Below are 25416 nucleotides of genomic sequence, written 5' to 3' on the forward strand. Positions count from 1 at the left end.
AAAAATAAACTTAAAGTATTTTGTATTTGTTACTTTTACAAAGAGTTCAATATACTTATCAAAAAATGCAAGATACTTCCAAACAATACAATGCAGTTATTACAGAATGTAGAAGTTTATTTATAAAAAAAATGTCTGATTATGGAGCTGCATGGAGAATTTTACGTTTACCATCTTTAACAGATCAGATTTTTATTAAAGCGCAACGAATTAGACAGTTGCAAGAAAATGAGGTAAGAAAAGTAGATGAAGGAGAAAAATCTGAATTTATTGGAATCATTAATTATTCCATTATGGCATTGATTCAATTAGAAAAAGGTGTGGTAGAACAACCCGATTTAAATACTGATGAAGCGACTGCATTGTATGATAAACATGCTAAAGTAACCAAAGAGCTAATGCTAAATAAGAACCATGATTATGGTGAGGCTTGGAGAGATATGCGCGTATCTTCTTTAACAGATTTGATTTTACAAAAATTACTACGTGTAAAACAAATAGAAGATAATAAAGGCAAAACTTTGGTTTCTGAAGGAATAGATGCGAACTATCAAGACATGATAAATTATGCTGTTTTTGCAATGATTCATTTAGCAGATTTGTAAAGAATACAACAGATTACTTTAGTTAAATTTAACATATGAATATAGTAGTACAACTTTCAAGAATTATAGTAGGCGCCTTATTTATTTTTTCAGGTTTTGTAAAATTGGTAGATCCAATTGGTTCTCAATACAAATTTCAAGAATACTTTTCTGAATCGGTGTTAAATATGGAGTTTTTAATTCCGTATGCGTTGCCCTTTGCAATATTGTTAATTGTAGCAGAAATTCTGCTAGGTGTTACCATTTTAATTGGGTACAAACCCAAAATTACAGTATGGAGTTTGTTGATTTTAACACTCATTTTTTTGTTTTTAACGTGGTATTCTGCGTATTACAATAAAGTTACAGATTGTGGTTGTTTTGGAGATGCCATTAAATTAACACCTTGGGAGACATTTTATAAAAATGTTATTTTAATTGCGCTTATTATTTTATTGGTACTTAAAGTGTCTATGGTAAAACCTATTTTTGGTGGTAAAATTCCTAAAATTATCACGTTAATTTCTTTAGCCTCCTTTTTGTTTATCATACAACATGTACTAACGCATTTACCAATTATAGATTTTAGAGCTTATGCTGTTGGAAAGAATATTCATGAAGGAATGGTTTTTCCTGAAGATGGAAGCATTCCTCCTGTTCATGATTTTATGCTAGAAGATGCCCAAGCAGATTTGGCTCCAGAGCTATTGCAAAAAGAAAAATTGATGCTTATTGTTATCTATAATTTAGACAAATCTGATGTAAATGGATTTTCTGCAATTAGAGAAACAGCCACAAAAGCTTTAGAAAAAGGATATACTGTGTATGGAGTTTCTGCCTCGTTTACTGATGATTTATTAGCAGTTAAAGAAAAACATAATTTTCCTTTTGAGTTTTTGTTTTGTGACGAAACTACTTTAAAAACAATGATTCGTGCAAATCCTGGAGTTATGATTTTAAATAAAGGAACAGTTACGCAAAAGAAAAATTGGGTAGATGTAGATAAAATAAAGTTATAATGAAACAATTAGTATTGGTTTTTATAGGTGGCGGATTTGGAAGCGTTTTACGATTTTTAATAGGAAAATGGTTAAACACTACCGAAAACGGATTTCCTTTAGCAACCTTTGCTGTAAATATTTTAGGAAGTTTATGTATCGGTATTATTTTAGGGTATGCAGCCAAAAATGATGCCTTAACTCAAAATCATACTTTACTCTTAGCAACAGGATTTTGCGGAGGTTTTACAACTTTTTCAACCTTTGCTTACGAAAATCATATGTTCTTAAAGTCAGGAGATTTTACCTCGTTCGCTTTTTACACTATAGCAAGCTTTACAGTGGGGTTTTTAGCCGTTTTTGCCGGAATGTATTTGGTAAAATTCATTTAAAATTGTAACTCTCAATTTGAGTGAATTTTTGAAGAATAAGAAAATTTGTATCCAGAACTAATAAAAATACTTTTAAGATGAACAAACTAGTTACCTATCAATCAGAAGATAATTACGCAATAGCAACTATAAATAATGGTAAAGTAAATGCCATATCTTTTGATGTTATACAAGGGTTACATGATGCTTTAGATAAAGCTCAACAAGATGACAAAGTACTTGTTATTACAGGGAAATCTGGTTTTTTTTCTGCGGGTTTTGATTTAAAAGTGATGACAAAATCTCCTGAATCTGCAAAAGAACTGGTTACAAAAGGTTCTCAATTATCATTAAGAATGTTGTCTTTTTCAAAACCCATTGTTATTGCTTGTTCTGGTCATGCTATTGCTAAAGGTGCTTTTTTATTGTTATCAGCTGATTATAGAATTGGTGTAGAAGGAGATTTTAAAATTGGATTGAATGAAGTGCAAATAGGAATGACAATGCACCATGCAGGAATTGCTATTGCAAAAACACGCTTATCTGAAGTTTATATGAATAGAAGCGTTGTTAATGCAGAATTATACAACCCAAAGCAGGCCGTAAATGCAGGTTTTTTAGATGTTGTTGTTCCTGAAAATCACTTACTGCCAACAGCCATAAAAGTTGCATCGCTTTTTGCAAAATTGAACACTAAGGCACATTCTGAAACCAAACTTAAGGTAAGAAAGCAACATTTATTAGATTTAGAATCGGCTATTCAGCTAGATTTAGAAAGCGATATTTCTATACGCGCTTAATCTAACTGAATCAAATCAATATCGCTTTCTTTTACTTTTTGATTCAGTTCTTTTACGGCGTTGTTAAAAATGCTATATAGTTTAGCCAATTCAACATCAATTATTGCAGTAATTTCATTTTTAAAATCAATTGCTTGTTGTGTTGGGGCATAATTTCCAATTCGTGTTAATGAGTTTAAATGTGCTAATTTATTATTCAAACGAATAGGAAAGTTTAACGGGTCTTGGTTACTTTTTGATTTTGTTTGATACAATGTTTCTTCAATACTAGTAATATCTTTTACCAAACTTTCTGCATAGTCCAATACACCTTTATGTTTTTCGGTGTCTTTTATAGATTTTTTTAACAAATTTACCTGGTCACGAACCTTGGTTACATTTTTTAAAGCTTTATGAATCTCACTCATTTTTGTGTTAATGCTTGTAATAAAATCAAATTGAGCTTTCGTGTCTGCCAAAGTAGTTTCTGACATTGGATTTTTTAGAATTGAAAATTCTTCGCGTAGTTTTTTACCATTTACGGATAGTTCTACCGTATACTTTCCAGGTAAAGCAACAGGACCATTTAAAGAGGCCCACCATAAAATCATACCTTTTATTTTTTCTGCTCCAGGGTAAACCATATTCCAATAAAAAATATTATTCCCATCTTTTACAGTAAGTTTTTCTTCTTTTTTCTCTTTATTAGGTGAAGAGCTATAGACTTGTATAAGATTAGTATTGGCATCATAAATAGACAAAGCAATTGTGTCTTTTTCGGTTTTCTCCTTAACATAATAATTAATAGCAACTCCTCCAGGATGATTGGTTCCCATGGTTTTAGAAGTTCTTCCATTTCCACCATTTATATTGTAAGCATCTTTGGGTTTATATAATACAATATCTTGGTTTACGATTGAGGAATTTATTTGATGTAGAGGAGTTAAATCATCAATAATCCAAAGAGAACGACCCTGAGTGGCAGCAATTAAGTTGTCATTTTTAATAGCCAAATCGGTAATGGGTACAATAGGTAAGTTTTGTTGAAACTTTTGCCAGTTTTTACCATCATCAAAAGAAATATACATTCCTTTTTCTGTACCAGCATATAACAAACCTTTACGTTTTGGATCTGCTCGTAAAGCCCTTGTAAAATCTTCATTACCAATTCCGTTGGTAATACGTTTCCAAGATTTTCCGTAATTTTCTGTTTTGTAGAGGTAAGGTTGATAATCTCCTGTTTTGTATTTTGTACCTACTATATATGCGCCACCTTTGATAAAAGGATCAACTTCTATACAATTAATCATCATCCAATCTGGCATTTTTTTTGGGGTTACGTTTGCCCAACTTTCACCATTATTTTTACTAATGTGTACCAAGCCATCATCAGAACCTGTCCAAATTACTCCGGGTTCATAAGAAGATTCTGTTGCGGCAAATATGGTTCCATAATATTCTACACCAGTATTGTCTTTTGTTATTGGACCTCCAGAAGGGCCTAATGTTTTTGGATCGTTTCTTGTTAAATCTGGACTAATAACTTTCCAAGACTGTCCCTCGTTTTCTGTTACATGCAAATGGTTAGAAGCAGCATACAGCCGTTTTTTATTATTTGGTGAAAAGAAAACAGGAAAATTCCATTGAAAACGATATTTAAAATCTTCTGCACCATGTCCCATAGGATCATCTGGCCAAACATTTACAGCTCTTGTTTCGTTGGTTTTATGATTTTTTCTTGTTAACAAACCGCCGTAACTTCCTCCGTAAACAATGTCGTTATTTAAAGGATCTACAGCAATATGAGCACTTTCACCACCAGCAGTACTTTCCCAGTCAGATTCTGTAATAAAACTTCCAGAATTTCTATGTGCAATTCTAATAGTAGAATTGTCTTGTTGTGCGGCTAAAATTCTATACGGAAAATGATTATCTGTAGTAACTCTGTAGAATTGAGAAGTTGGTTGATTAAGAAAAGTACTCCAGTTTTCACCTGCATCAAAAGAAATTTGTGCTCCACCATCATCACCAATAATCATTCTTTGGTTATCATTAGGCGCAATCCATAAATCATGATGATCTCCATGCGGTGCGTTATAGGTTTTGTAAGTTTTTCCGCCATCTGTAGATTTATGGTAGCGTACGTTTAAAACATATAAAATATTTTCATCTTGCGTGTCTGCGTACAAACGCGTATAATACCAAGCTCTTTGTCTTAATTTACGTTCAGAATTTATAAGTTTCCATGTTTTGCCTGCATCTAAAGATTTGTAGATTCCTCCTTTTTTATTTTCAATTAATGCCCAAACAATATCAGAATTTAAAGGAGAAACGGTTACACCACTAATTCCCCAAATACCATCAGGCAAACCTTTGTTTTTAGAAATATTTGTCCAAGTTTCACCTTCATCAGTACTTTTCCAAAGTGCAGAACCTGTACCTCCAGAAGATAAACTGTACGGAGTTCTTCTCACATTCCAAGTAGTAGCATACAAAATTCTTGGGTTATTTGGGTCTATAATTAAATCTACAACTCCTGCATTCTCGTTAGAAAACAATACTCTTTTCCAGTTTTTTCCACCGTCAATAGATTTATAAACACCTCTTTCTTGTGTTGGTTTGTATAAATCACCTAATACACCTGCAAAAACAATATCAGCGTTTTTAGGATGAATACGTACTCTTGGAATATGACGCGAGTTTTTTAAACCGATATGTTGCCAAGTTTTTCCTGCGTTGTTTGACTTCCAAATTCCATCACCAGAAGAAACATTTCCACGAACAGTTTTTTCTCCCATTCCAACATAAATAACATTGTTATCAGACTCAGAAACTGCAACTGCACCAACAGAACCTCCAAAAAATCCATCAGAAATATTTTGCCAAGTGTTACCTGCATCTATTGTTTTCCACACACCACCGCCCGTGGTTCCCATATAAAAAAGGTTTGCTTTTTTAGTTACTCCAGTAACAGTAGCACTTCTTCCACCTCTAAAAGGGCCAATATTTCTCCATTTTACAGCGCTAAAATATTTGTCAGAAACTTTGGTAGATTTCTTTTGTGCGTTAACTTTGGCACCAGTAATAAAAAAGAGGCTAATTGCTAGGAAAATAATTTTTTTCATGACGATTGGTTTATGAGCATTAAAAATAAGGATTTAATATTATTTTATAGAACTTAACAAATGGATATACTGTTAAATGTTGTTGAAAATAAAAAGGTTAACCAAGAAATTACCATTTCTGGTTCTAAAAGTGAATCAAACAGATTGTTGATTCTTCAAAACTTATTTCCAGAGATTTCTATTAAAAATTTATCAGATTCAGATGATTCTGTACACATGCAACATGCACTTTCTACTACAGAAGAAGTTGTAAATATTGGTCATGCAGGTACAGCAATGCGTTTTTTAACTTCTTATTTTGCTGTAAAAGAAGGTAGAGAAGTCGTATTGACAGGTTCTGAAAGAATGCAAAATAGACCCATAGCTCTTTTAGTTGATGCCTTAAAAGCGTTAGGAGCAAATATTACTTATGAAGCAAAAGAAGGATATCCTCCAATTAGGATAAAAGGATCTAGAATTATCAAGCAAAAAGTACAAATCAATGGAAATGTAAGTAGTCAGTACATCTCGTCTTTATTATTAATTGCTTCAAAATTAGAAAACGGTTTAGAAATTGAATTGTTAGGAAAAATTACCTCTGTTCCTTATATAAAAATGACGTTAGCTTTGTTAAACCAGCTTGATATAAAAACAAGTTTTGATGATAATAAAATAACTGTCTTTTCTAAAAAATCAGTAGCTAAAAAAACAGTTGTTGTAGAGTCAGATTGGTCTTCTGCGAGTTATTTTTATTCGATTATTGCTTCTTTAGAAATCGGTTCAGAAATTACATTATCTGCTTATAAAAAAGAAAGTTTACAAGGAGACTCTTGTTTAGCCACTATTTATGAGCATTTTGGAGTAGAAACGGTTTATAAAGAACATTCGATAACGCTAAAGAAAGTAAAGCAAACAAAAAAATCTGTTTTAGAAATAGATTTAAAAAATGCACCAGATATTGCGCAAACTATTGCAGTTACTTGTTTTTCAGAAGGTATTGCTTGTAATTTAACAGGTTTACATACTTTAAAGATTAAGGAAACAGATAGGTTGGTTGCGCTGCATGATGAATTGACAAAATTAGGGGCATCAATAATGGTAACAGACAAAAGTTTACATTTAAAAGCATCATCTGTAATTCATGAAAATATTGCTATAAAAACTTATAACGATCATAGAATGGCAATGGCATTTGCTCCGTTAGCGTTAAAAGTTCCTATTCAAATTTTAGATGCAGAAGTAGTTACCAAATCTTACCAAAATTTTTGGGAAGATATGCAACAAATTGGCATTAAAATAGATAAACTCTAAATTATATAGGCAAACACTTGACAACGCCTATTTTGATATCGTATATTTGCAGCCTTTATAAGAAATGTACGTATGAAACTATCCAATTTTGAATTTGACTTACCAGAAGAATTAATTGCTAAATACCCTGCAGAACATAGAGATGAATCTCGTTTAATGGTTCTCAACAAAAAAGAAGGTACTATTGAGCATAAAATGTTCAAAGATTTAATTAATTATTTTGATGAAGGTGATGTTTTAGTGTTAAACAATACAAAAGTTTTTCCTGCTAGAATGTACGGTAATAAAGAAAAAACTGGTGCTAGAATTGAGGTTTTTTTACTAAGAGAACTAAATGCAGAAAATAGATTGTGGGATGTTTTGGTAGACCCTGCAAGAAAAATTAGAATTGGAAACAAATTATTTTTTGGGGAAGACGATAGTTTAGTAGCAGAAGTAATAGACAATACTACCTCTAGAGGTAGAACATTACGTTTCTTGTTTGATGGTTCTTATGAAGAATTTAGAGCAAAATTACTAGAACTAGGAGAAACACCATTACCAAGATCTATAAACAGAGAAGTAGAACCAGAAGACGAAGAACGTTACCAAACAATTTATGCAAAACACGAAGGTGCAGTTGCAGCACCTACAGCTGGGTTGCACTTTTCTAAACATTTATTAAAGCGTTTAGAAATAAAGGGAGTAGATTTTGCAGAAACTACATTACACATAGGCTTAGGTACTTTTAGCCCTGTAGAAGTAGAAGATTTATCGAAACATAAAATGGATTCTGAACAAATTATTATACCTAATGCTGCTTCAGAAAGAATAAATAAAGCCAAAGCTGAAAAAAGAAGAATTTGTGCTGTAGGAACTACTGTAATGAGAACTGTAGAATCTTCAGTTTCAGCTAATCATCAGTTAAATTCCTATGAAGGTTGGACTAATAAATTTATTTTTCCTCCTTATGATTTTAGTATTGCCAACTCAATGGTGTCTAACTTTCATCCACCAAAATCTACATTAATGATGATGACTGCAGCATTTGCAGGATACGATCTTCTTATGGAAGCTTACAAAGAAGCCATTAAAGAAGGCTATAAATTCTCTACCTATGGAGATGCAATGTTAATCATATAAAACATATTCATCAGATAACTCACAAACCTCACAAGTTTCTTGTGAGGTTTTGTATTTTTGCACATCAATGAAAACTCAAAAGAAAGACATAAGAGCATTAACTAAAGAACAACTACGAAATTTTTTTGTAGAGAATGGCGATAAAGCATTTCGCGGAAATCAAGTTTACGAATGGTTGTGGAGTAAGGCTTTGCATAATTTTGAGGAAATGACCAACATTTCTAAAAAAACTAGAGAAATGTTAGAAGAGCATTTTGTAATTAACCATATTAAGGTAGATTCTATGCAAAAAAGTGCAGATGGTACTATTAAAAATGGTATAAAGTTACACGATGGTTTAGTGGTAGAATCTGTGTTAATTCCCACAGAAAAAAGAACTACAGCTTGTGTTTCTAGTCAAGTAGGTTGTAGTTTAGATTGTAAATTTTGTGCAACTGCACGTTTAAAAAGGATGCGTAATTTAAACCCTGATGAAATTTATGATCAAGTTGTTATCATAGATAAACAAAGTAGATTGTACTACAATCATAAATTGACTAATATTGTTTTTATGGGAATGGGAGAGCCTTTGATGAACTATAAAAATGTCCTTAAATCTATAGAAATGATAACTTCTCCAGAAGGTTTGGGTATGTCTTCTAAAAGAATCACTGTTTCTACATCTGGTGTGCCAAAGATGATAAAAAGGATGGCAGATGAAGAAGTTAAATTTAATTTGGCAGTTTCTTTACATTCAGCAATAGATGAAGTAAGAACCTCTATCATGCCTTTTAATACTACCTTTCCTTTACAAGATTTAAAAGAATCTTTAGAGTATTGGTACGCAAAAACAAAAAGAGCAATAACGTATGAATATGTAGTTTGGAACGGAATTAACGACCGTAAAGAAGACATAAAAGCATTGGTAGACTTTTGTAAATATGTGCCTTGTAAAGTAAACCTAATAGAATATAACCCAATAGATGATGGCGAATTTCAACAAGCTAGTAATGCAGCCATTAATAATTATATTTCTAACTTAGAAATGCATGATATTACTGTAAATGTTAGAAGAAGTAGGGGTAAAGATATAGATGCTGCTTGCGGACAATTGGCAAATAAATCTTAACGTTTCCTTAGGTCTATATGAATCCTTTAATTAAGGAGTCTTGTTTATAATTTGTATTTTTGTAGTAGCATGAAGCCTGTAGAACAGATAAAACTTCCTATAAAACATGAGATGGAACTCTTTGAAAATAAATTCAAAGATTCAATGCTGTCTAAAGTTCCGTTATTAAACAGAATTACGTATTATATTGTTCGTAGAAAAGGAAAGCAAATGCGCCCAATGTTTGTTTTTCTAGTAGCTAAAATGGTTTCTAAAGGAGGTTTTGATGAAAGAACGTATAGGGGAGCTTCTGTGGTAGAGTTGATTCATACCGCTACTTTAGTTCATGATGATGTTGTAGACGATTCTAACAGACGAAGAGGTTTTTTTTCTGTAAATGCTCTTTGGAAAAATAAAATAGCTGTTTTAGTTGGTGATTTTATGCTTTCTAAAGGATTATTGTTGTCTATTGATAATGAAGATTTTGACCTGTTAAAATTGATTTCTATTGCTGTTCGTGAAATGAGCGAAGGTGAGTTACTACAAATAGAAAAAGCAAGAAAATTAGATATTACAGAAGATGTATATTTTGATATCATTCGTCAAAAAACGGCTACTTTAATTGCTGCGTGTTGCGGAATAGGAGCTGCCTCTGTAGGTGCTAAAAATGACGTAATACAACAAATGCGAAAATTTGGAGAATATATTGGAATTGCTTTTCAAATAAAAGATGATTTGTTTGATTATTCTGATGAAAAAATAGGAAAACCAACAGGTATAGATATTAAGGAGCAAAAAATGACATTGCCTCTAATTTATACCCTAAATACATGTTCTAAAAAAAACAAAACTTGGATTATAAACTCTATCAAAAAACATAATAAAGATAAGAAAAGAGTAAAAGAAGTAATTGCCTTTGTAAAAGAAAACGGAGGAATAGAATACACCATTTCTAAAATGAACGATTATAGAAATAAAGCATTGGCTATTTTAGACACTTACCCAGAGTCTGATTACAAAAAATCTCTAGTACAAATGATTGATTACGTTGTTGAGCGTAAAATTTAATCATTTATGCATAGATCCTAATTTTTGTACTTTATCTAACCACTTTTTCCTATAAGTATCTGTAGATAAGCGTAAAGAACCTACTGTTGTAAATTTTACTTTTTTGATGCCAATAAAATTTAAAGTTAATTTTTTTATCGCAGCATTACTAGGTTGTTTATTAATCCACTTATAATACCAGTTGGGTTGATCTAAAGTAGAAATGACTCTTGCGGTTTTACCTGTAAAATACTTATCCCACCAAACTGAATTTTCTCTTTTTTGAAAAGCAAAACCAGGCAAGAAAACTCTATCAATAAATCCTTTTAAAATTGCAGGGTAAGAACCCCACCAAACAGGATAAATCCATACAATATGAGTTGCCCATTTAATTTTTTCTTGAGCAGTAAGTAAATCAGGTTCTAACTCAGTTCGTTTATTATACCCAAATTCTAAGTTTACATTAAATTTTAAATCACGAACATGTATTTCTTGTATTTCTACATTTGCTTTTAGTGCTCCTTTTTTATAGGCGTTGTGTAAAGCATAACAAAAACTATTTTTATCAGGATGTCCGTTAATTATAAGTGTTTTTTTCATAGTACAGATATAAATATTGCTAGTAAAAGTAGAGGGGATAAAAAAATAATAAGACTTAATAAAACCCAGAAAACAAAAAGCACCCAATTAAAAGATATGGTTTCTTCTTTTTTTATCAAAGATTTAAGATTGTCAACAGGCATGTTAAGTAGCTGCTTTTTCTGTAAATTTAAATTGATAATACCAATAGAATTTATGCCTGTTTTATATCCTTTTAATAGATCTTTAGGATGATTTAATACAGAAAAACCCATGACCCATAAGCTCATAATGCCAATAGGTAAGTGTTTCCATATTTTGGTGCTAATTTCCCAACCAGCAATAAAAGCTTCTCCTTTCCAACTGGTATCTTTTTGAAATAATATATGCTGAATATCATGGATGTAAATAACATTTTTCCGGAAAGATAAATTAGGTAACTTTATACTAAAGTATCTAAATTTTAAAGAAAAGTAAGCATCATTTTCTCCACCATCTGGTTTAAAATTATTCTTTTTGTAAAACGCTTGAAGCGATTTTTCAATTGTCATTTATAAGATTTTTTACAAATGTATTTTATGTAAAATAAAATCTTGTTGATAATTGTCAAGAAATCACTTTGAGCGAATTCTGCTTAATGTTTCTGGAGAAATACCTAAGAAAGAAGCAATGTGCTTTGCTGCAACTCTTTGAAACAAATAAGGACTTTTTTTTAGTAGAATTTCATAGCGTTCATGAGCCGTATTCAATTGTAAATCACCAATTCTATCTGCTAATTCAACATAAGCATGTTGCATAAATAAACGAACAAAACGTTCGAATTCTGGGTTGATTAGCAGTAAATTTTCTAAATCGAAATAAGAAATTTTAAATACTTCTAATTCCTCTAAAGCTTCTACACAATATTTGCTTTTTTTTCTTTGGATAAAACTATCAATGGCAGTCATGGTTTCATTTTCAGCTGCAAAATGACAGGTAATGTCTTTATCTTCTTTGTAAAAGAAAACGCGTCCAATTCCTGAGATAATGATATAAAAATCGTCACAAATAGTTCCTGCTTCATGTAATATGGTGTTTTTAGGAAATTTTTTATATTTCATAATACTTTGAAAAGCTTCCTCAAAACCTGAAATCCCTTCCATTAGATGGATATTTTCTTCAAAAAAATTCATAATTGTTTTAGAGATAATTTAAGATGTTTATTAATCTAAAAAAACTTTAAATCCTTTCGGATAACGAACTCTATATTTCAAATTCATTGTTTTAGAGTTTTTAGGTTTTAAAGTAAAATTCCATTTAATTTCACCAGTTTTTTTGTTTAATTTTCCAGAAGAATTTTCATCTAAAGTAACAGTAATTTCCTCTCGTTTAGCAATTGGTATTTGGTCTAAAATAGTAATATTTATTTCTTGCTGCTTATTGTTTTTTACAATAATTTGATAAGTTCTGTCTTCTTCTTTTTTATTCCCAATAAATTGTTTTGTAGTAAAATCTTTTAATTTTTTTCTAGAAATAGTTACATTTTTATCAATTCCTAAAGAAATTTCTAATACTTTCTCCGCAGATCTTGTATCAATTAAGGATGTTCCAATAAATGTATCTTCAAAATAAATATTGGCTTCTCCTTCTAATAAATTCATCTTTTCCCAATCTTTTAGAGTAGCAATTAAGAATGTGTTTTTCTCAATTTTTGGAATACTATAATAGGTGTATTCTGCAGTATTGGTATATGTTTTCATTGCAATAACATAATCTTTATTGCTAGATGGTAGTGTATAGGGTTTTACAATTTCAAAGCTTACAGAAGTTTGGTTTTCAGTTTTTGCTGTAGGTATAGCATAGTCTGTTTCTGGATCATTTATACTGTTTATTCCTCTTATGGCTACGGCAGCTGTTTTATCTTGTAATACTTTACCAAGATTACCTTTTTTCTGTTTTTTTGTTGCGTAACCTGTAACAACAATCTCTTCTAAAGTATTATTATCTTCAGTTAAAAAAATACTACCCATATTGCTAGTAATACGTCTAGTTATTGGTAGGTAGCCTAAGTAAGAAAATACTAGTTCTGTTGCGTTATCTGGTACTTTAATGGTAAATTTTCCATCAAAATCTGTTGTACTTCCTATAGAAGTTCCTTTAACCAAAACATTTGCTCCTGGTAAAGGAGCATTATCTTCTCTAGAATATACAGTTCCTGTTACTTCTCCTGTTTTGTTGTTATAAACTGGAGGTCTTGTACCGTAATCTAAAAAATAAGGTTTTAATACGCCTACTTTGGTAGATTTAGAAGGATTTGCAGAAGAAAAACTGAGTTTTACGTTAGTCCAATTTACTTTAGAATTTTGCTTTACATTGGCCTTGTATACAATGGTTAGAGGAGAATCGATATCTTTTGATTTTATATCGTATGTTGGGTACCAACTTACATTGGCTACGTTGTAAGTAAGTGTTACAGGTACTTTTATTGAAGAAGAAGAGGTTATTTTAATAAAAATTTCACCCGTAGGAAATTCCTTCTCAACAAACATATCGTTTATCTGCTTTTTAATAGCAGTTTTCTCTTTTTCCAATGTTTTAATTTTTGCTTTTAAAGTAAATTGCTTGTTGTACAAGGTTTTAATTTGAGAGCTGTAATATTGTTTTACATCTCTAAAAACAACACCTGTTAAGGTCTGATTTCCTTTTATATTTTTATTGCTTTTTAAAAAAGAAATTTCTTCATTTACAATATTTAAGTTAATATTTTCTTTTTTTATCTGTAAAATTAAAGCCTCTAATTGGTTTTCAAAAGTCTTTTGTTGTTCACTTTTTGTAGAAAATTTTTGGTAGTTTTTTTGAAAATTAACAGATTGAATTTCTACATTATTTATCTTAACTTGAATACTTTTTTTATCAACAAAGGGAGATAAATCTATAAACTTTAAAATTTGCACTCCTTTTGTAATTGCAATATTTTTGGTTCGAGTAACTTGTGCGCTATTTAAAAATACTGTAGCTTTAGAAACGGTAGAGGTTACTTTTTTTTCTATAATATCTTGTGCATTACAAATAGTAAATGATAATATAAATAAAAGCAAGAACAGTACTTTTTGCATAGTAATTGTGTTTATAGGGTTAATAATTCTTCTAAAAAATTTCTAGTATTTGATAATCTTGGTACTTTATGTTGCCCTCCTAATTTATCTTTTTTCTTTAACCAATCATAAAAAAGGTTTTCTCTTGCCATATGAACCTTTGGTAAAGTTAATGTCATATTTTTATAACGTTTTGCTTCGTAATCTGAGTTGATAGATTTTAATGAATTGTCTAAAATTTCAGTAAAATAATTTATGCTTTCTGGTTTTTGAGCAAATTCAATAATCCACTCATGACCACCTTTCTCTTTTCCGTCCATAAAAATTGGTCCTACAGTATATTCTTTAATTAGAGAATTTGTTTTTTCGCAAGTTAACTTTAAAGCATCCTCAACATTTTCAATATTTAATTCTTCACCAAAAACATTAATATAATGTCTGGTTCTACCTGTAATTTTAATTCGATAAGGTTCAAGAGAAGTAAAACGTATTGTGTCTCCAATCATATAACGCCATAAGCCTCCGTTTGTAGTAATAACAAGAGCATAATCTATTCCTTTTTCTACCTTAGAAATTGGTATTGCCACAGAATTTTCTCCTTTGTATTGTGACATTGGAATAAATTCATAAAAAATTCCGTAATCAAGCATTAATAATAATTCTTTAGAACCATTTCTGTCTTGAATCGCAAAAAAACCTTCAGAAGCATTATAGGTTTCGTAATATTTAAAATCTGCTTTAGGAATAATTTTTTTATACTGTTCTCTATATGGGTTAAAGTTTACACCTCCATGAAAGTAAACTTCTAGATTTGGCCATACCTCTAAAATATTATTTTTACCTGTTCTATGTAATACACGTTGTAATAACACAAGCATCCAACTAGGTACACCAACCAAACTTGTAATATCTTCGTGAATTGTCTCTTCAATTATGGCTTCCATTTTGGTTTCCCATTCGCTCATTAAAGCCACTTCTTGACTAGGTGTAGAGCTAAAATCTGCCCAAAAGGGTAAGTTTTCTGTAATAATAGCAGATAAATCTCCAAAATAAGAATTATTGTCTTTATACACTTCAGAGCTTCCTCCCAAACGCAGTCCTTTACCCACAAAAAGCTGGGTTTTAGGGTTGTTGTTAATGTACAAGCACAACATGTCTTTTCCGGCTTTCATGTGGCAGTATTCCAAAGCTTCATCAGAAACAGGAATAAATTTGCTTTTTGCATTAGTAGTGCCACTAGATTTTGCAAACCATTTAATTTTTGTAGGCCAAAATAGGTTTTGTTCACCTTTTCTACAACGTTCTATTAAAGGCTCAAAAGATTCATATTTTTGAATGGGTACTTTTTCTGCAAATTCTGCATACGTTTTTATAAAAGCAAAACCATTTTCTTTTCCATATTCTGTGTTTTTTGCCGTATGCAAAAGTTTAAAAAGTAATTCTTCTTGAACATCATTAGGATATTTTAAAAACAATTCCATTTGATGCTTACGTTTCTTTAAAAACCAAGAAATTATAGAGTTGATGATCTGAAACGCCATAGAAAATTCGTAAGTTTGTTTAGTTAGACTTTAGAATTGTATTCTAAAAGTTACCTGCTAAAAATACTAAAATTTGTGAGATGACCTACCAAGGAGTTTTAAAAAAAATGATTACAGAAAATGGAGACACCATTCAATATTATTTAGATATGGGGGTTGATTTTTTGAATGTGAATCAGTTACTCAATAAAGAATTTACGATTTCATTTGTAAAATATGAATGTTTAAATTGTCATCTAGATAAAAAAATCTATAGACAAGGTTTTTGTAAATCTTGTTTTTTTGATGTTCCTCAGGCTGCAGATTGGATTATGAGACCAGAATTAAGTAAAGCGCATTTAGATGAAGAAGACCGAGACTTAGACTACGAAAAAAGAGTGCAATTACAACCACATATTGTGTATTTAGCTAATTCTAGTAACGTAAAAGTTGGGGTAACTAGAAAACAACAAGTACCCACACGTTGGATAGATCAAGGAGCTCATGAAGCCATAGAAATAGTAGAAGTACCCAATAGGTATTTAGCGGGTATTACAGAAATAGCTTTAAAAGAACACGTGGCAGATAAAACCAATTGGCGAAAAATGCTAAAAAATGATATAGAAGATGAAGATTTGGTAGTTTGGAGAGAAAAGTTAAAACAATATATTCCTGATGAAGCAAAGGAATATTTTATTGAAAATAATACTGAAACAAATTTAAATTTTCCTGTTCATAAATATCCAGAAAAACCCAAAAGTTTAAACTTAGAAAAAACACCCACATATACTGGCAAATTGGTTGGGGTAAAAGGGCAATATTTTATATTTGAAAACGAAACTGTTTTTAATATAAGGAGTAATGAAGGTCTTGTAGTTTCTATAGAAGTATAATTTGTAAAGAAAAAGAGATCGCTACGACTCTTTAATTTTAAATTTTTAAAAGATGAATAATAATTTACTTAAAGTTGCACTAGCACAAATATCACCAGTTTGGTTAAACAAAACAAAAACATTAGAAAAAATTGAAAACTCAATTTTAGAAGCAGCAAAAGAAAATTGTGAACTTATTGTTTTTGGTGAAGCTTTATTACCTGGTTATCCTTTTTGGTTAGCGTTAACAGGTGGTGCAGAATGGAATACAAAAACCAATAAAGAAATTCACGCACATTATGTTCTGAATTCAATAACCATAGAAAAAGGTGAGTTAGATGCTGTTTGCAAATTGGCAAAAGAACACAAAATAGCTATTTATTTAGGGATAATGGAACGTGCTCAAAATAGAGGCGGGCATAGTATATATGCGTCTTTGGTATATGTTAATCCTAAAGGAGAAATAAAATCTGTACATCGTAAACTACAACCTACGTATGATGAACGTCTAACTTGGGCTCCTGGAGATGGTAATGGTTTGCAAGTTCATCCTCTTAAAGAATTTACAGTTGGTGGACTAAATTGTTGGGAAAATTGGATGCCCTTGCCAAGAACGGCATTATATGGTTTAGGTGAAAATTTACATATTGCTGTTTGGCCAGGGAGCGATCATAATACTAAAGATATTACCCGCTTTATAGCTAGAGAATCTCGTTCTTACGTAATTTCTGTATCTAGTTTAATGCAAAAATCAGATTTTCCAAAAGATGTACCTCATTATGATAAGATTGTAAAAGATGCTCCAGATGTTTTAGCTAACGGAGGTTCTTGTATTGCATCACCAGATGGCGAATGGTTGGTACCACCTGTGCTGCACAAAGAAGGGCTAATTATAGAAACATTAGATTTTAATAGCGTTTTAGAAGAACGTCAAAATTTTGACTGTGTAGGACATTATTCTAGACCAGATGTTACCAAATTACACGTAAATAGAGAACGACAAAGCACTGTTTCTTTTGACGAATAAGTTGCTATGATTTTTGAGCAAAAAGAAATACAGTTACGTCCCTTTTCTAGAGGGATGCATTTGGTTACTGAAGATATAGTAAATCAATTTCCAGAAGTAAAAACCATTGCAAAAGGATTTTTAAAAGTGTTTGTAAAACATACTTCTGCAAGTTTAACCATTAATGAAAATGCAGACCCAACTGTACGCTTAGATTTTGAAAAACATCTAAATGTAATGATTCCAGAAAACGCTCCATATTACATACATACTTACGAAGGTAGTGATGATATGCCTGCGCATATAAAGGCTTCACTATTGGGTAGCTCAGTAGAAATACCTATTACAAATGGAAGTCTAAACCTAGGGATTTGGCAAGGGATTTATTTGTGTGAACATAGAAATTACGGAGGAAGTAGAAAGTTGGTAGTAACTGCTTACGGAGTTGCCTAAAACTTTCTACTACATCTAAAAATAAATTATTTACCAAATATAATTTTTTAATTTAGCTTGACGTTTTATTGCTTTAATCATAACATTGTCTAGCTGGTCTTTTTGATTGCCTTCTTTTTGTTTACCTGCAATATATAGTCTCCTTTTTTTATCTAAAGCTTTAATTTTTTCTTGAATTTTCGTACGCTCTTTTGCTTTTACCTTAACGTATGCTTTAATTTCCGATTCTGATTTGTTTTTCAATTCAGCAGGTAGTTTAGATTTTTCAATTTTAGAATAATCTATTTTTTGTTTTTTATCTGCATCTACCAAATCCCAAGATGAATTTTCATACAATCTAGAGCTTTTGGTGATCGCTCGTTTAACTTCAACTTCTTTACTTAAAGATAGTGCGTTGTTGTCTTGAGCTTGTTGGTTATAGTAACTCGTATATCCTCTAACCCCGTAATGAATATATGTAGCGTTTAGTTTTTTATTTAAAATGATAATTTCATCGTCATAAGGTGTAATAATATGTATTATTTTTTTATCTTTATTAATAGTCATATAATCTCCACCACCTAAATCTGCACCATCTTTCCACATCCCAGAAATTCCGTTGTTGTAATTTCCACAGAAAATAGTATTGATTAAAATACCTTTTTCGTTTGCCTCACTAACTGCTTCTTTATAGTTGATTTTTCCTTGTGTAAAAGGTTCATTTCCAGCAATAAAAATGAGGCGTAAATCATTTTTATGATTCCCCCAAGACAATTCTTGTAAAGAAGTTTGTATTACTTGTCCACAAAATTCGTTTCCTCCATTAGTTTTTAGGGAGAATAATTTTTCTGAAATTTCATCTAAATTACTACTAAATTGCAAAACTTGTCTTATAAATCCTTCTTGACTAGGTAAAGTTGAATTTCCGTACTCATATAAAGCAATTTCTAAATTTGGTTTTTGAATACCATATTTGGCATAAGAAAGTTCGTTTACTATTTCCCAAAGTTGGGCTTTAGCTTGGTTAATTAAACCATCCATACTATTGCTGGTATCTAGTAACAAAGCAACCTTAATGGTCTGTTTTTTAAAATTTTCTGCAGCAATATTTTGTGAAGTTATACTTATAAAGAAAATGGTAATTACTTTTAATGCTAATGTTTTCATAATGATGTTTTTTAGAGTATACAAATAATAAGTAATTTGTTTGTTAAAAAGAGATTCAATAGTAATGCCAATATTCTTAATAAAAAAAGAGCAATGAGTAAAACGCACTTTACGGTGCGTAAAAAGGTTTTTGAGTTAGTTAATAGGTCTTTTTTATGAGTATAACCTTAGCTTTCTGTAAAAACATGTTTTTTTAAAAGCATTTAAGTATGTATGTTTACACTATTATGAATCTAAAAAAAAGCATAATATATTTTTGTTTTTTCTGTGTATTACTTGTTTCAGCACAAGAAAACACGACAAATGCATCATTACAATATTTTGATGTTAAGGTAGTTGTAGAGGCAAAAAATACAGGAAAACGTATAAAAGATGCAGAAGTATTTGTAGAAGGGAGATATTATAGGTACAGGTTAATTGATAACCATTATTTGGTAAAGGCTAAGGTTGGAGATGAGTTACGTATCTCTCATTCAGATTTCGAAACCGTTTATTATAGAATACAATCTGATGAAGAGATCAAAATCTTAGTTGAAGATTATACGCCCTTAAATGATGAAAATGAAGAACTTTATTCTTCAAAAAGAAAAAGAGTTGAAACCTCAGATTTGTACCATCAATTTTTAGATTCTGCAAAATTTTATAAGAAGAAAGATATTGATAAAAGTCTAACTTTTATAGAAAAAATTTTAAGAACAAAACCATCAACTTCTAAAAATGCCAAGACCTACAAAACCTTAGCAGATATTTATTTGTTTTGGAAACAATATGATCTGGCAATTTACAATTACAAATTATCTAACCAAATACAACCTAGTGCTACAACTAAAATTTTGTTAGCTCAAGCAGCATTTTTAGCAAATAATTTAGAATATAGCCAACAAATTTTAGAAAACATAGTAAACGATAAGCTTACCGATTTTGAAAAAATAGATGTTTTAGAAGGTTTAGGTGATGTAAATTTAAAAACAAAAAAATATGTAAAATCAAAAAACTATTATAGAGAAGCTCTAAAGATTGCAAAAAAAAATGGAATAACTTCTAAAATTACAGACTTAAATTCTAAAACTGCAGATGTTTTTGTTGCAGAAGGTAATGTAGCTAAAGCCAAAGCTACCTTTAAAAGTGCATTAAACTTTGCTGCCAAAGAAAGTGTAAATCGTGTTTTAAAAGAAGAAGAAAAAGTAGCAGATTTTTTGAATCAAAACCAACGTTATGATGATGAGATAAAACTTAGAAAAGAAAGTTTAAAAAAAGCAGCAACTCAAAAAAGTAGCAAAAATGTATCGGTTCATAAAGATTCTATCACCTCTCAAAAAATAAACTATAAAATAGGAAACGCTTATATTTCTAAAGAAGCCTATAAAGAGGCTATCCCTTACTTAAAACAAAGTATTAAAGATGCAGATGAAAAAGAAGATATTATTGTAGAAAAAGTAGCCACTAGAAAATTATCTGAGGTATATGCAGCAGTAGGAGATTATGATAGTGCTTTAAAAAGTTATCAAGATTACGTAAAATTAGTAGACAAATCTTACATAAAAAAAGAACAAGAAATTTATCAAGCTACAAGGTTATCTAAAACTATTGCAAACAATCAAAATAGGATAGCAAGTTTAGAAAAAGATAAAGAGTTGGCAGAAAGTAGAATTAACTTAGCCTATACAAACCAAAAACTATCAGAACAAAGTAGCCAAAAGCAATTAACTATCATTTATTCTTTATTCGGTGGTTTTGTATTGATGTCTTTACTGGTTTATTTTATGTTTAAAAACATAAAACAACAAAAAATTGCAAATAACTTATTAGCACTAAAGTCTATGCGATCTCAGATGAATCCTCATTTTATTTTCAACGCGTTAAATTCTGTAAATAGTTTTATAGCAGAAAATGATGAACGGAGTGCAAACAGATACCTCTCTGAATTTTCTCTGTTAATGCGTTCTGTTTTAGAGAACTCTGATGAAGATTTTATACCGCTTACAAAAGAAGTTGAGTTGATTGAATTGTACGTAAAGCTAGAGCACAATCGTTTTAAAGATAAGTTTGAATACTCAATTATAGTAGATAGAACCATACAACTAGAAGAATTTTCCATTCCTCCAATGTTATTGCAGCCTTATATAGAAAATGCAATTTGGCATGGATTAAGATACAAGAAAGAAAAAGGACGATTAAATATTTCTATTTTTCAAAAAGATAAAGAAACCTTGTCAATTCTGATTGAAGATGACGGTATCGGAAGAAAAAAGTCTCAAGAAATAAAAACCAAAAATCAGTTAAAACAAAAGTCAAAAGGAATGAGTACCATACAAAACAGAATAGCCATTTTAAACAACATGTACAAAGAGCGCATTACTGTAAATGTTTCTAATCTTTTTGAAAACGAAGAAGGTACAAAAGTAGCATTATTACTGAAAAAGAACTAGTATGAAATTAAATGCAATTATAGTAGAAGACGAAAAAATTAGTAGAGATATTTTACGCAATTATATTGGTAAATATTGCCTAAATGTTAACTTGGTTGCCGAAGCAGACAATATAGAGGATGCTTATAAGTTAATTCAAAAACATACGTTAGATTTGGTGTTTTTAGATGTAGAAATGCCTTTTGGAAATGCTTTTGATTTGCTAGAAAAAGTAGAAAATAGAACCTTTGAAACTGTGTTTGTTACCGCTTATGATCATTATGCGATAGAAGCCTTAAACAATCATGCAAGTTATTATTTGCTAAAACCTATTTCTATTGACCAATTGATAAAGGCAGTACATTTTGTTACGCAAGTAAAAGAAAAAGAATTTAAATTACAAGACCAAATTATAACTCCAAAAGTAAAATCTGCAGAAGGTAAAATAACCATACCAAAACAAAACGGTTTTGAAGTAATAGCTATAAGTGATATTGTTTTTTGTAAAGCAGATGATAATTATACAGAAATTCATTTAGCCAATTCAAAAAAGTTGGTGAGTAAAACATTAAAGTACTTTGAAAAAGTATTGAGTGAATATACATTTGCTAGAATTCATAAATCGTACTTGGTAAATGTAAATGCAATTGTGAAATACAAAAAAGGTAAAGGAGGAAGTGTAGTAGTTTCTAACGGAAAAGAAATTTTGGTTTCTGCATCTCAAAAAAGTAATTTACTGTCTTATTTTAAATAAAACTAACGTTAAAAAATATTGAAATGAAAATAATTAAAGCCGTTAAAGGTAAACATCCAGAAATACCTCAAGATTGTTATATTGCAGAAAACGCAACCATAGTTGGTAATGTTTCTTTAGGTAAAGAATGTAGTGTTTGGTTTAATGCTGTAATTCGTGGAGACGTACATTACATTAAAATTGGCAATAAGGTAAATATTCAAGACGGAGCTATAATACATGCTACCTATCAAAAATCACCTACAACAATAGGTAATAACGTTTCTATTGGGCATAACGCTATTGTTCATGGTTGTACAATTCATGATAACGTTTTAGTAGGAATGGGCAGTATTATTATGGATGATTGTATTGTAGAATCTAACACAATTATTGCAGCAGGCGCAGTAGTTACAAAAAATACACGGGTAGAAAGCGGAAGTATTTATGCGGGTATACCAGCAAAAAAAGTAAAAGATATTTCTAAAGAACTCATTTCTGGAGAAATTGATAGAATAGCAAATAACTATGTAAATTATGCTAGTTGGTTTAAAGAATAAAAATAAAGCCCAATTTCTAACTTCAAAATTGGGCTTACTATCAAAACTAAATTAAATAATTATTTACCTTCCTCAATTTTTTTACGCTTTTTCATTTTTTTCTTTTTTGCCATCATTTCTTTCTTCTTTTTCATACCTGCCATTTTTCTTCTTGCTTGCATTTTTTCAAACTTTATAAACTGATCTTTGTTTAAGATATCTCTCATCTTATTCTTCATCATAATTTGTTTATCTAAATGCTTATTTTTCATTGCATAAATTTCATCAGCAGTTGGCTTTTGTGCGTTTTTTCTAGCCTCTTTTCTTTTTTCCATTGCAGCTTTTCTTCCAGTAATTTGAGCCATTATAAGAGGCTTAATTTGGTTTTGCTGTTTTTCTGATAGGTCTAAAGACAATGTCATTTTCTTTACAGCCAAATCAGCTTTTTGTTCAATAGAAAATTCTGGTTTTTTGTATTTTCCTTTTTTTTGTGCTTTTGCGGTAAATGTTACAGCAAATACTAAAACTAAAATGCTTACTAAATTTTTCATATGTATAAATTTGTTTTTATTTATTTTCAATACTAAGACCTTCAAAAAATAAAAAGGTTTAATGAGTTTTAAAATAATCTGAGTTCAATTTAAAATGCAATGCTATAAAAGCTGTCTAATTGAGTGGTTTTAGAAATGAAACTTGTAAAAAATTGTATCTAAATTACCCTTTGTCTAAAAATTTAGCTGCCTTCTATACTATTCTCTATCAAAAATCAATCTGACTGATATAAATTTTCTTAGTACTAACTCACATTAAATTAGATTATAATGAACGTTTATTTTTAGGTAAATAAAAACCCGATATCAATTGAAGAAATCGGGTTTTTTGCAAACTAATCAACCCAAATTAATTTTAGTAGTTATCAACTACATTTCTTAGACACTCAAAAAAAGAAATAGTTTAACTTTGTAAGACTTGTTAATACAGTATAACTTTTTTGATATGAAAAAAAATTTGTGGCTTTTCCTTTGTTTACCATTGTTAACCTTTGCTCAGGTAAATGAAAAAGATAGTATTCGAGTAGATTTGTCTAACCCACATGCTACTGTTTATACACATTTGTTTTTTTTACAGAAAGACTCGTATCAACCTAAAAAAGCATCAAAAACGGTGTTAGGTCTTTCTGAAGATAAAGCCGTTGAAAAAGTGATAAAAATAAAGCGGGTTTTAGACGGAAAAGGACTTTTTGTAGATTTTAATAAAATACCTAGTAATGCAAATTATAAAGACACTATAGGATATTCATCTTACCACAGGTATGTTTTGTTTCCGCAAAGAATGCCGCAGATTTACGTAGAAAAAATAGCAAACAAGTGGTATTACTCTTCAGAAACTCTTGCTAGTATAGATGCTATATATAAAGATGTTTTTCCTTGGTATGTGCAAAGAATACAAAATATCATTCCAGATTACGGTCATAATCAAATTTTTGGAATAGAGATTTGGCAACTTTTAGCAGTTGTTCTTTTGTTAATGCTATCAGTTATTATTTTCTTTCTTTTTAAGAAAATAGCATTTAAAATTTTACAGAAAATTCAACATTACATTACTAAAAGTAACTCAAATATAGAAGTAGATAAAGTTTTAAAAAAGTTAGCACATCCTATAAGTTTATTGGTTTCTTTAAAGTTTGTAGATGTTATTTTTCCTTCACTACAATTCTCTTTAGCAATAAATAAATGGGTTTTTTTAGGTATAAATATTACTGAAACTATTTTTTGGATTTATGTTTTCTTAAAGTTAGTAAAGGTTGTTATGCAAATTTATGCAGAAATTACAGCTAAAACCCACAATAAGTTAGATGATCAGTTAGTACCTATTTTAAACAATCTCCTTACCGGAATTGTTGTTGTTTTAGGATTTTTTAAAATGCTTCATCTATTTGGTGTAGACACTACAACTATTTTAGCAGGTGCCACAATAGGAGGATTAGCTTTTGCATTGGCATCTCAAGACACGGTAAAGAACTTTATAGGTACAGTTGCAATTTTTTTAGACAAACCTTTTCATATTGGAGATTGGATTACTGCAGGAGAAGTGGTTGGCACAGTAGAAGAGGTAGGTTTTAGATCAACAAGAATTAGAGCAGCAGATACTACTGTATTTCAAATACCAAATAGTAAACTTTCGGAGATGGTAATTAACAATAGTGGTGTTCGTTTGTTTAGACGATACAATACTAATTTAGGATTACGCTATGATACACCACCAGAATTAATAGAAGCCTTTGTAAAAGGTATTCGAGAAATTATAAAATCGCATCCAGGAATACGACAAGATGCTTTTGTTGTGCAATTTACAGGATTTGGAGATTCTTCCTTATTAATTATGGTAAATGTATTTTTTATGAGTTTAGCTTGGGATGTAGAACAAGCCTCTAAACATAGATTGCATTTGGCCATTGTAAAGTTAGCCGCAGCTTTAGGTGTAGATTTTGCTTTTCCGTCTACAACAGTTACTATAGAGCAATTTCCTGAAAAGAAGGGGTTCTTACCAAAATACAATACAGATTCAGATGCAATAACAAAAGCAATAACCAACGTTGTAGAAGAGTTTAAAAGTGAAAATTTAAAAGAATAAAAATAAAAAAAACCTCATCAGGATTGATGAGGTTTTTTTAAGTATTAAA

At 30.4% G+C, this 25416-nt stretch carries 23 protein-coding genes; 15 read left to right on the forward strand and 8 right to left on the reverse strand.

The features are described from left to right. Positions 1–65 precede the first annotated feature (65 nt). The 4 genes from DUT90_RS12095 to DUT90_RS12110 all read left to right on the forward strand — a co-directional run bounded on the left by DUT90_RS12095 (position 66) and on the right by DUT90_RS12110 (position 2753). On the forward strand, positions 66–605 hold the full coding sequence (locus DUT90_RS12095) for a DUF1599 domain-containing protein (protein ID WP_114427677.1): 540 nt from the start codon (positions 66–68) through the stop codon (positions 603–605). 35 nt (positions 606–640) lie between these two features. Then, positions 641–1603: a BT_3928 family protein gene (locus tag DUT90_RS12100; RefSeq protein ID WP_114427438.1), complete on the forward strand. Its 963-nt coding sequence runs from the start codon at positions 641–643 to the stop codon at positions 1601–1603. Further along, positions 1603–1974, forward strand: a complete 372-nt coding sequence (gene crcB / locus DUT90_RS12105) for a fluoride efflux transporter CrcB (RefSeq protein WP_114427439.1) — start codon at positions 1603–1605, stop codon at positions 1972–1974. The genes DUT90_RS12100 and crcB overlap by 1 nt, the downstream gene beginning before the upstream one ends. Before the next feature lie 77 nt (positions 1975–2051). Further along, positions 2052–2753, forward strand: coding sequence for a crotonase/enoyl-CoA hydratase family protein (locus tag DUT90_RS12110; RefSeq protein ID WP_114427440.1), 702 nt, complete (start codon positions 2052–2054; stop codon positions 2751–2753). On the opposite strand, the gene DUT90_RS12115 is transcribed toward DUT90_RS12110, so the two are convergent. Then, complete coding sequence (locus tag DUT90_RS12115; RefSeq protein ID WP_114427441.1) at positions 2750–5857, reverse strand: VPS10 domain-containing protein; 3108 nt, start codon at positions 5855–5857, stop codon at positions 2750–2752. The two genes, DUT90_RS12110 and DUT90_RS12115, sit on opposite strands and share 4 nt — an antisense overlap. A 60-nt stretch (positions 5858–5917) precedes the next feature. Here DUT90_RS12115 and DUT90_RS12120 point away from each other — a divergent pair, with 60 nt between their 5' ends. From DUT90_RS12120 to DUT90_RS12135, 4 genes are all read left to right on the forward strand, one after another. Continuing rightward, on the forward strand, positions 5918–7147 hold the full coding sequence (locus DUT90_RS12120) for a 3-phosphoshikimate 1-carboxyvinyltransferase (protein ID WP_114427442.1): 1230 nt from the start codon (positions 5918–5920) through the stop codon (positions 7145–7147). A 72-nt stretch (positions 7148–7219) separates the two neighbouring features. After that, complete coding sequence (gene queA, locus DUT90_RS12125) at positions 7220–8269, forward strand: tRNA preQ1(34) S-adenosylmethionine ribosyltransferase-isomerase QueA (protein ID WP_114427443.1); 1050 nt, start codon at positions 7220–7222, stop codon at positions 8267–8269. A 67-nt stretch (positions 8270–8336) separates the two neighbouring features. Continuing rightward, positions 8337–9377 carry a 23S rRNA (adenine(2503)-C(2))-methyltransferase RlmN gene (gene rlmN / locus DUT90_RS12130; protein WP_114427444.1) on the forward strand — a complete coding sequence of 347 codons (1041 nt, stop codon included), beginning with the start codon at positions 8337–8339 and terminating at the stop codon, positions 9375–9377. A 69-nt stretch (positions 9378–9446) separates the two neighbouring features. Next, the gene (locus tag DUT90_RS12135; protein WP_114427445.1) at positions 9447–10424 is read left to right on the forward strand and encodes a polyprenyl synthetase family protein; all 978 of its coding nucleotides are present in this window, start codon (positions 9447–9449) and stop codon (positions 10422–10424) included. Here DUT90_RS12135 and DUT90_RS12140 read toward each other — a convergent pair whose 3' ends face one another. From DUT90_RS12140 to DUT90_RS12160, 5 genes are all read right to left on the reverse strand, one after another. Next, the gene (locus DUT90_RS12140) at positions 10425–11003 is read right to left on the reverse strand and encodes an NAD(P)H-dependent oxidoreductase (protein ID WP_114427446.1); all 579 of its coding nucleotides are present in this window, start codon (positions 11001–11003) and stop codon (positions 10425–10427) included. It abuts the gene before it with no gap. Then, complete coding sequence (locus DUT90_RS12145) at positions 11000–11533, reverse strand: hypothetical protein (protein ID WP_114427447.1); 534 nt, start codon at positions 11531–11533, stop codon at positions 11000–11002. The genes DUT90_RS12140 and DUT90_RS12145 overlap by 4 nt, the downstream gene beginning before the upstream one ends. 63 nt (positions 11534–11596) lie before the next feature. Next, positions 11597–12154, reverse strand: a complete 558-nt coding sequence (locus tag DUT90_RS12150; protein ID WP_114427448.1) for a Crp/Fnr family transcriptional regulator — start codon at positions 12152–12154, stop codon at positions 11597–11599. A 30-nt stretch (positions 12155–12184) separates the two neighbouring features. Then, the gene (locus DUT90_RS12155) at positions 12185–14059 is read right to left on the reverse strand and encodes a mucoidy inhibitor MuiA family protein (protein WP_181858199.1); all 1875 of its coding nucleotides are present in this window, start codon (positions 14057–14059) and stop codon (positions 12185–12187) included. 29 nt (positions 14060–14088) lie between these two features. Continuing rightward, on the reverse strand, positions 14089–15597 hold the full coding sequence (locus DUT90_RS12160; protein WP_114427450.1) for a GH3 auxin-responsive promoter family protein: 1509 nt from the start codon (positions 15595–15597) through the stop codon (positions 14089–14091). An 80-nt stretch (positions 15598–15677) separates the two neighbouring features. Between DUT90_RS12160 and DUT90_RS12165 the strand changes: the two genes are divergently transcribed. From DUT90_RS12165 to DUT90_RS12175, 3 genes are read left to right on the forward strand one after another with little or no spacing between them, the layout of a single operon-like run. Beyond that, positions 15678–16469 carry a DUF2797 domain-containing protein gene (locus tag DUT90_RS12165; RefSeq protein ID WP_114427451.1) on the forward strand — a complete coding sequence of 264 codons (792 nt, stop codon included), beginning with the start codon at positions 15678–15680 and terminating at the stop codon, positions 16467–16469. 52 nt (positions 16470–16521) lie between these two features. After that, complete coding sequence (locus DUT90_RS12170; protein WP_114427452.1) at positions 16522–17475, forward strand: carbon-nitrogen hydrolase family protein; 954 nt, start codon at positions 16522–16524, stop codon at positions 17473–17475. 6 nt (positions 17476–17481) lie between these two features. Next, positions 17482–17907, forward strand: a complete 426-nt coding sequence (locus DUT90_RS12175; RefSeq protein ID WP_114427453.1) for a secondary thiamine-phosphate synthase enzyme YjbQ — start codon at positions 17482–17484, stop codon at positions 17905–17907. Between the two features lie 30 nt (positions 17908–17937). Here the strand turns inward: DUT90_RS12175 and DUT90_RS12180 are convergent, their stop codons facing one another. After that, a complete protein-coding gene (locus DUT90_RS12180; protein ID WP_114427454.1) occupies positions 17938–19053 on the reverse strand; it encodes a VWA domain-containing protein in 1116 nt (371 codons plus the stop codon). Positions 19054–19262: 209 nt separating this feature from the next. Between DUT90_RS12180 and DUT90_RS12185 the strand changes: the two genes are divergently transcribed. Genes DUT90_RS12185 through DUT90_RS12195 form a run of 3 tightly spaced genes read left to right on the forward strand, consistent with a single transcriptional unit; the run spans position 19263 to position 22754 of the window. Continuing rightward, positions 19263–21482: a histidine kinase gene (locus DUT90_RS12185; protein WP_258848559.1), complete on the forward strand. Its 2220-nt coding sequence runs from the start codon at positions 19263–19265 to the stop codon at positions 21480–21482. A gap of 1 nt (position 21483) precedes the next feature. Next, complete coding sequence (locus DUT90_RS12190) at positions 21484–22215, forward strand: LytTR family DNA-binding domain-containing protein (protein WP_114427456.1); 732 nt, start codon at positions 21484–21486, stop codon at positions 22213–22215. 23 nt (positions 22216–22238) lie between these two features. After that, complete coding sequence (locus DUT90_RS12195; RefSeq protein WP_114427457.1) at positions 22239–22754, forward strand: gamma carbonic anhydrase family protein; 516 nt, start codon at positions 22239–22241, stop codon at positions 22752–22754. Between the two features lie 59 nt (positions 22755–22813). On the opposite strand, the gene DUT90_RS12200 is transcribed toward DUT90_RS12195, so the two are convergent. Further along, positions 22814–23284, reverse strand: coding sequence for a hypothetical protein (locus DUT90_RS12200; RefSeq protein WP_114427458.1), 471 nt, complete (start codon positions 23282–23284; stop codon positions 22814–22816). A 445-nt stretch (positions 23285–23729) separates the two neighbouring features. Between DUT90_RS12200 and DUT90_RS12205 the strand changes: the two genes are divergently transcribed. Then, on the forward strand, positions 23730–25367 hold the full coding sequence (locus tag DUT90_RS12205) for a mechanosensitive ion channel family protein (RefSeq protein ID WP_114427459.1): 1638 nt from the start codon (positions 23730–23732) through the stop codon (positions 25365–25367). Positions 25368–25416 lie beyond the last annotated feature (49 nt).

This window comes from Polaribacter sp. WD7 (assembly GCF_003335085.1).
GTDB lineage: Bacteria > Bacteroidota > Bacteroidia > Flavobacteriales > Flavobacteriaceae > Polaribacter.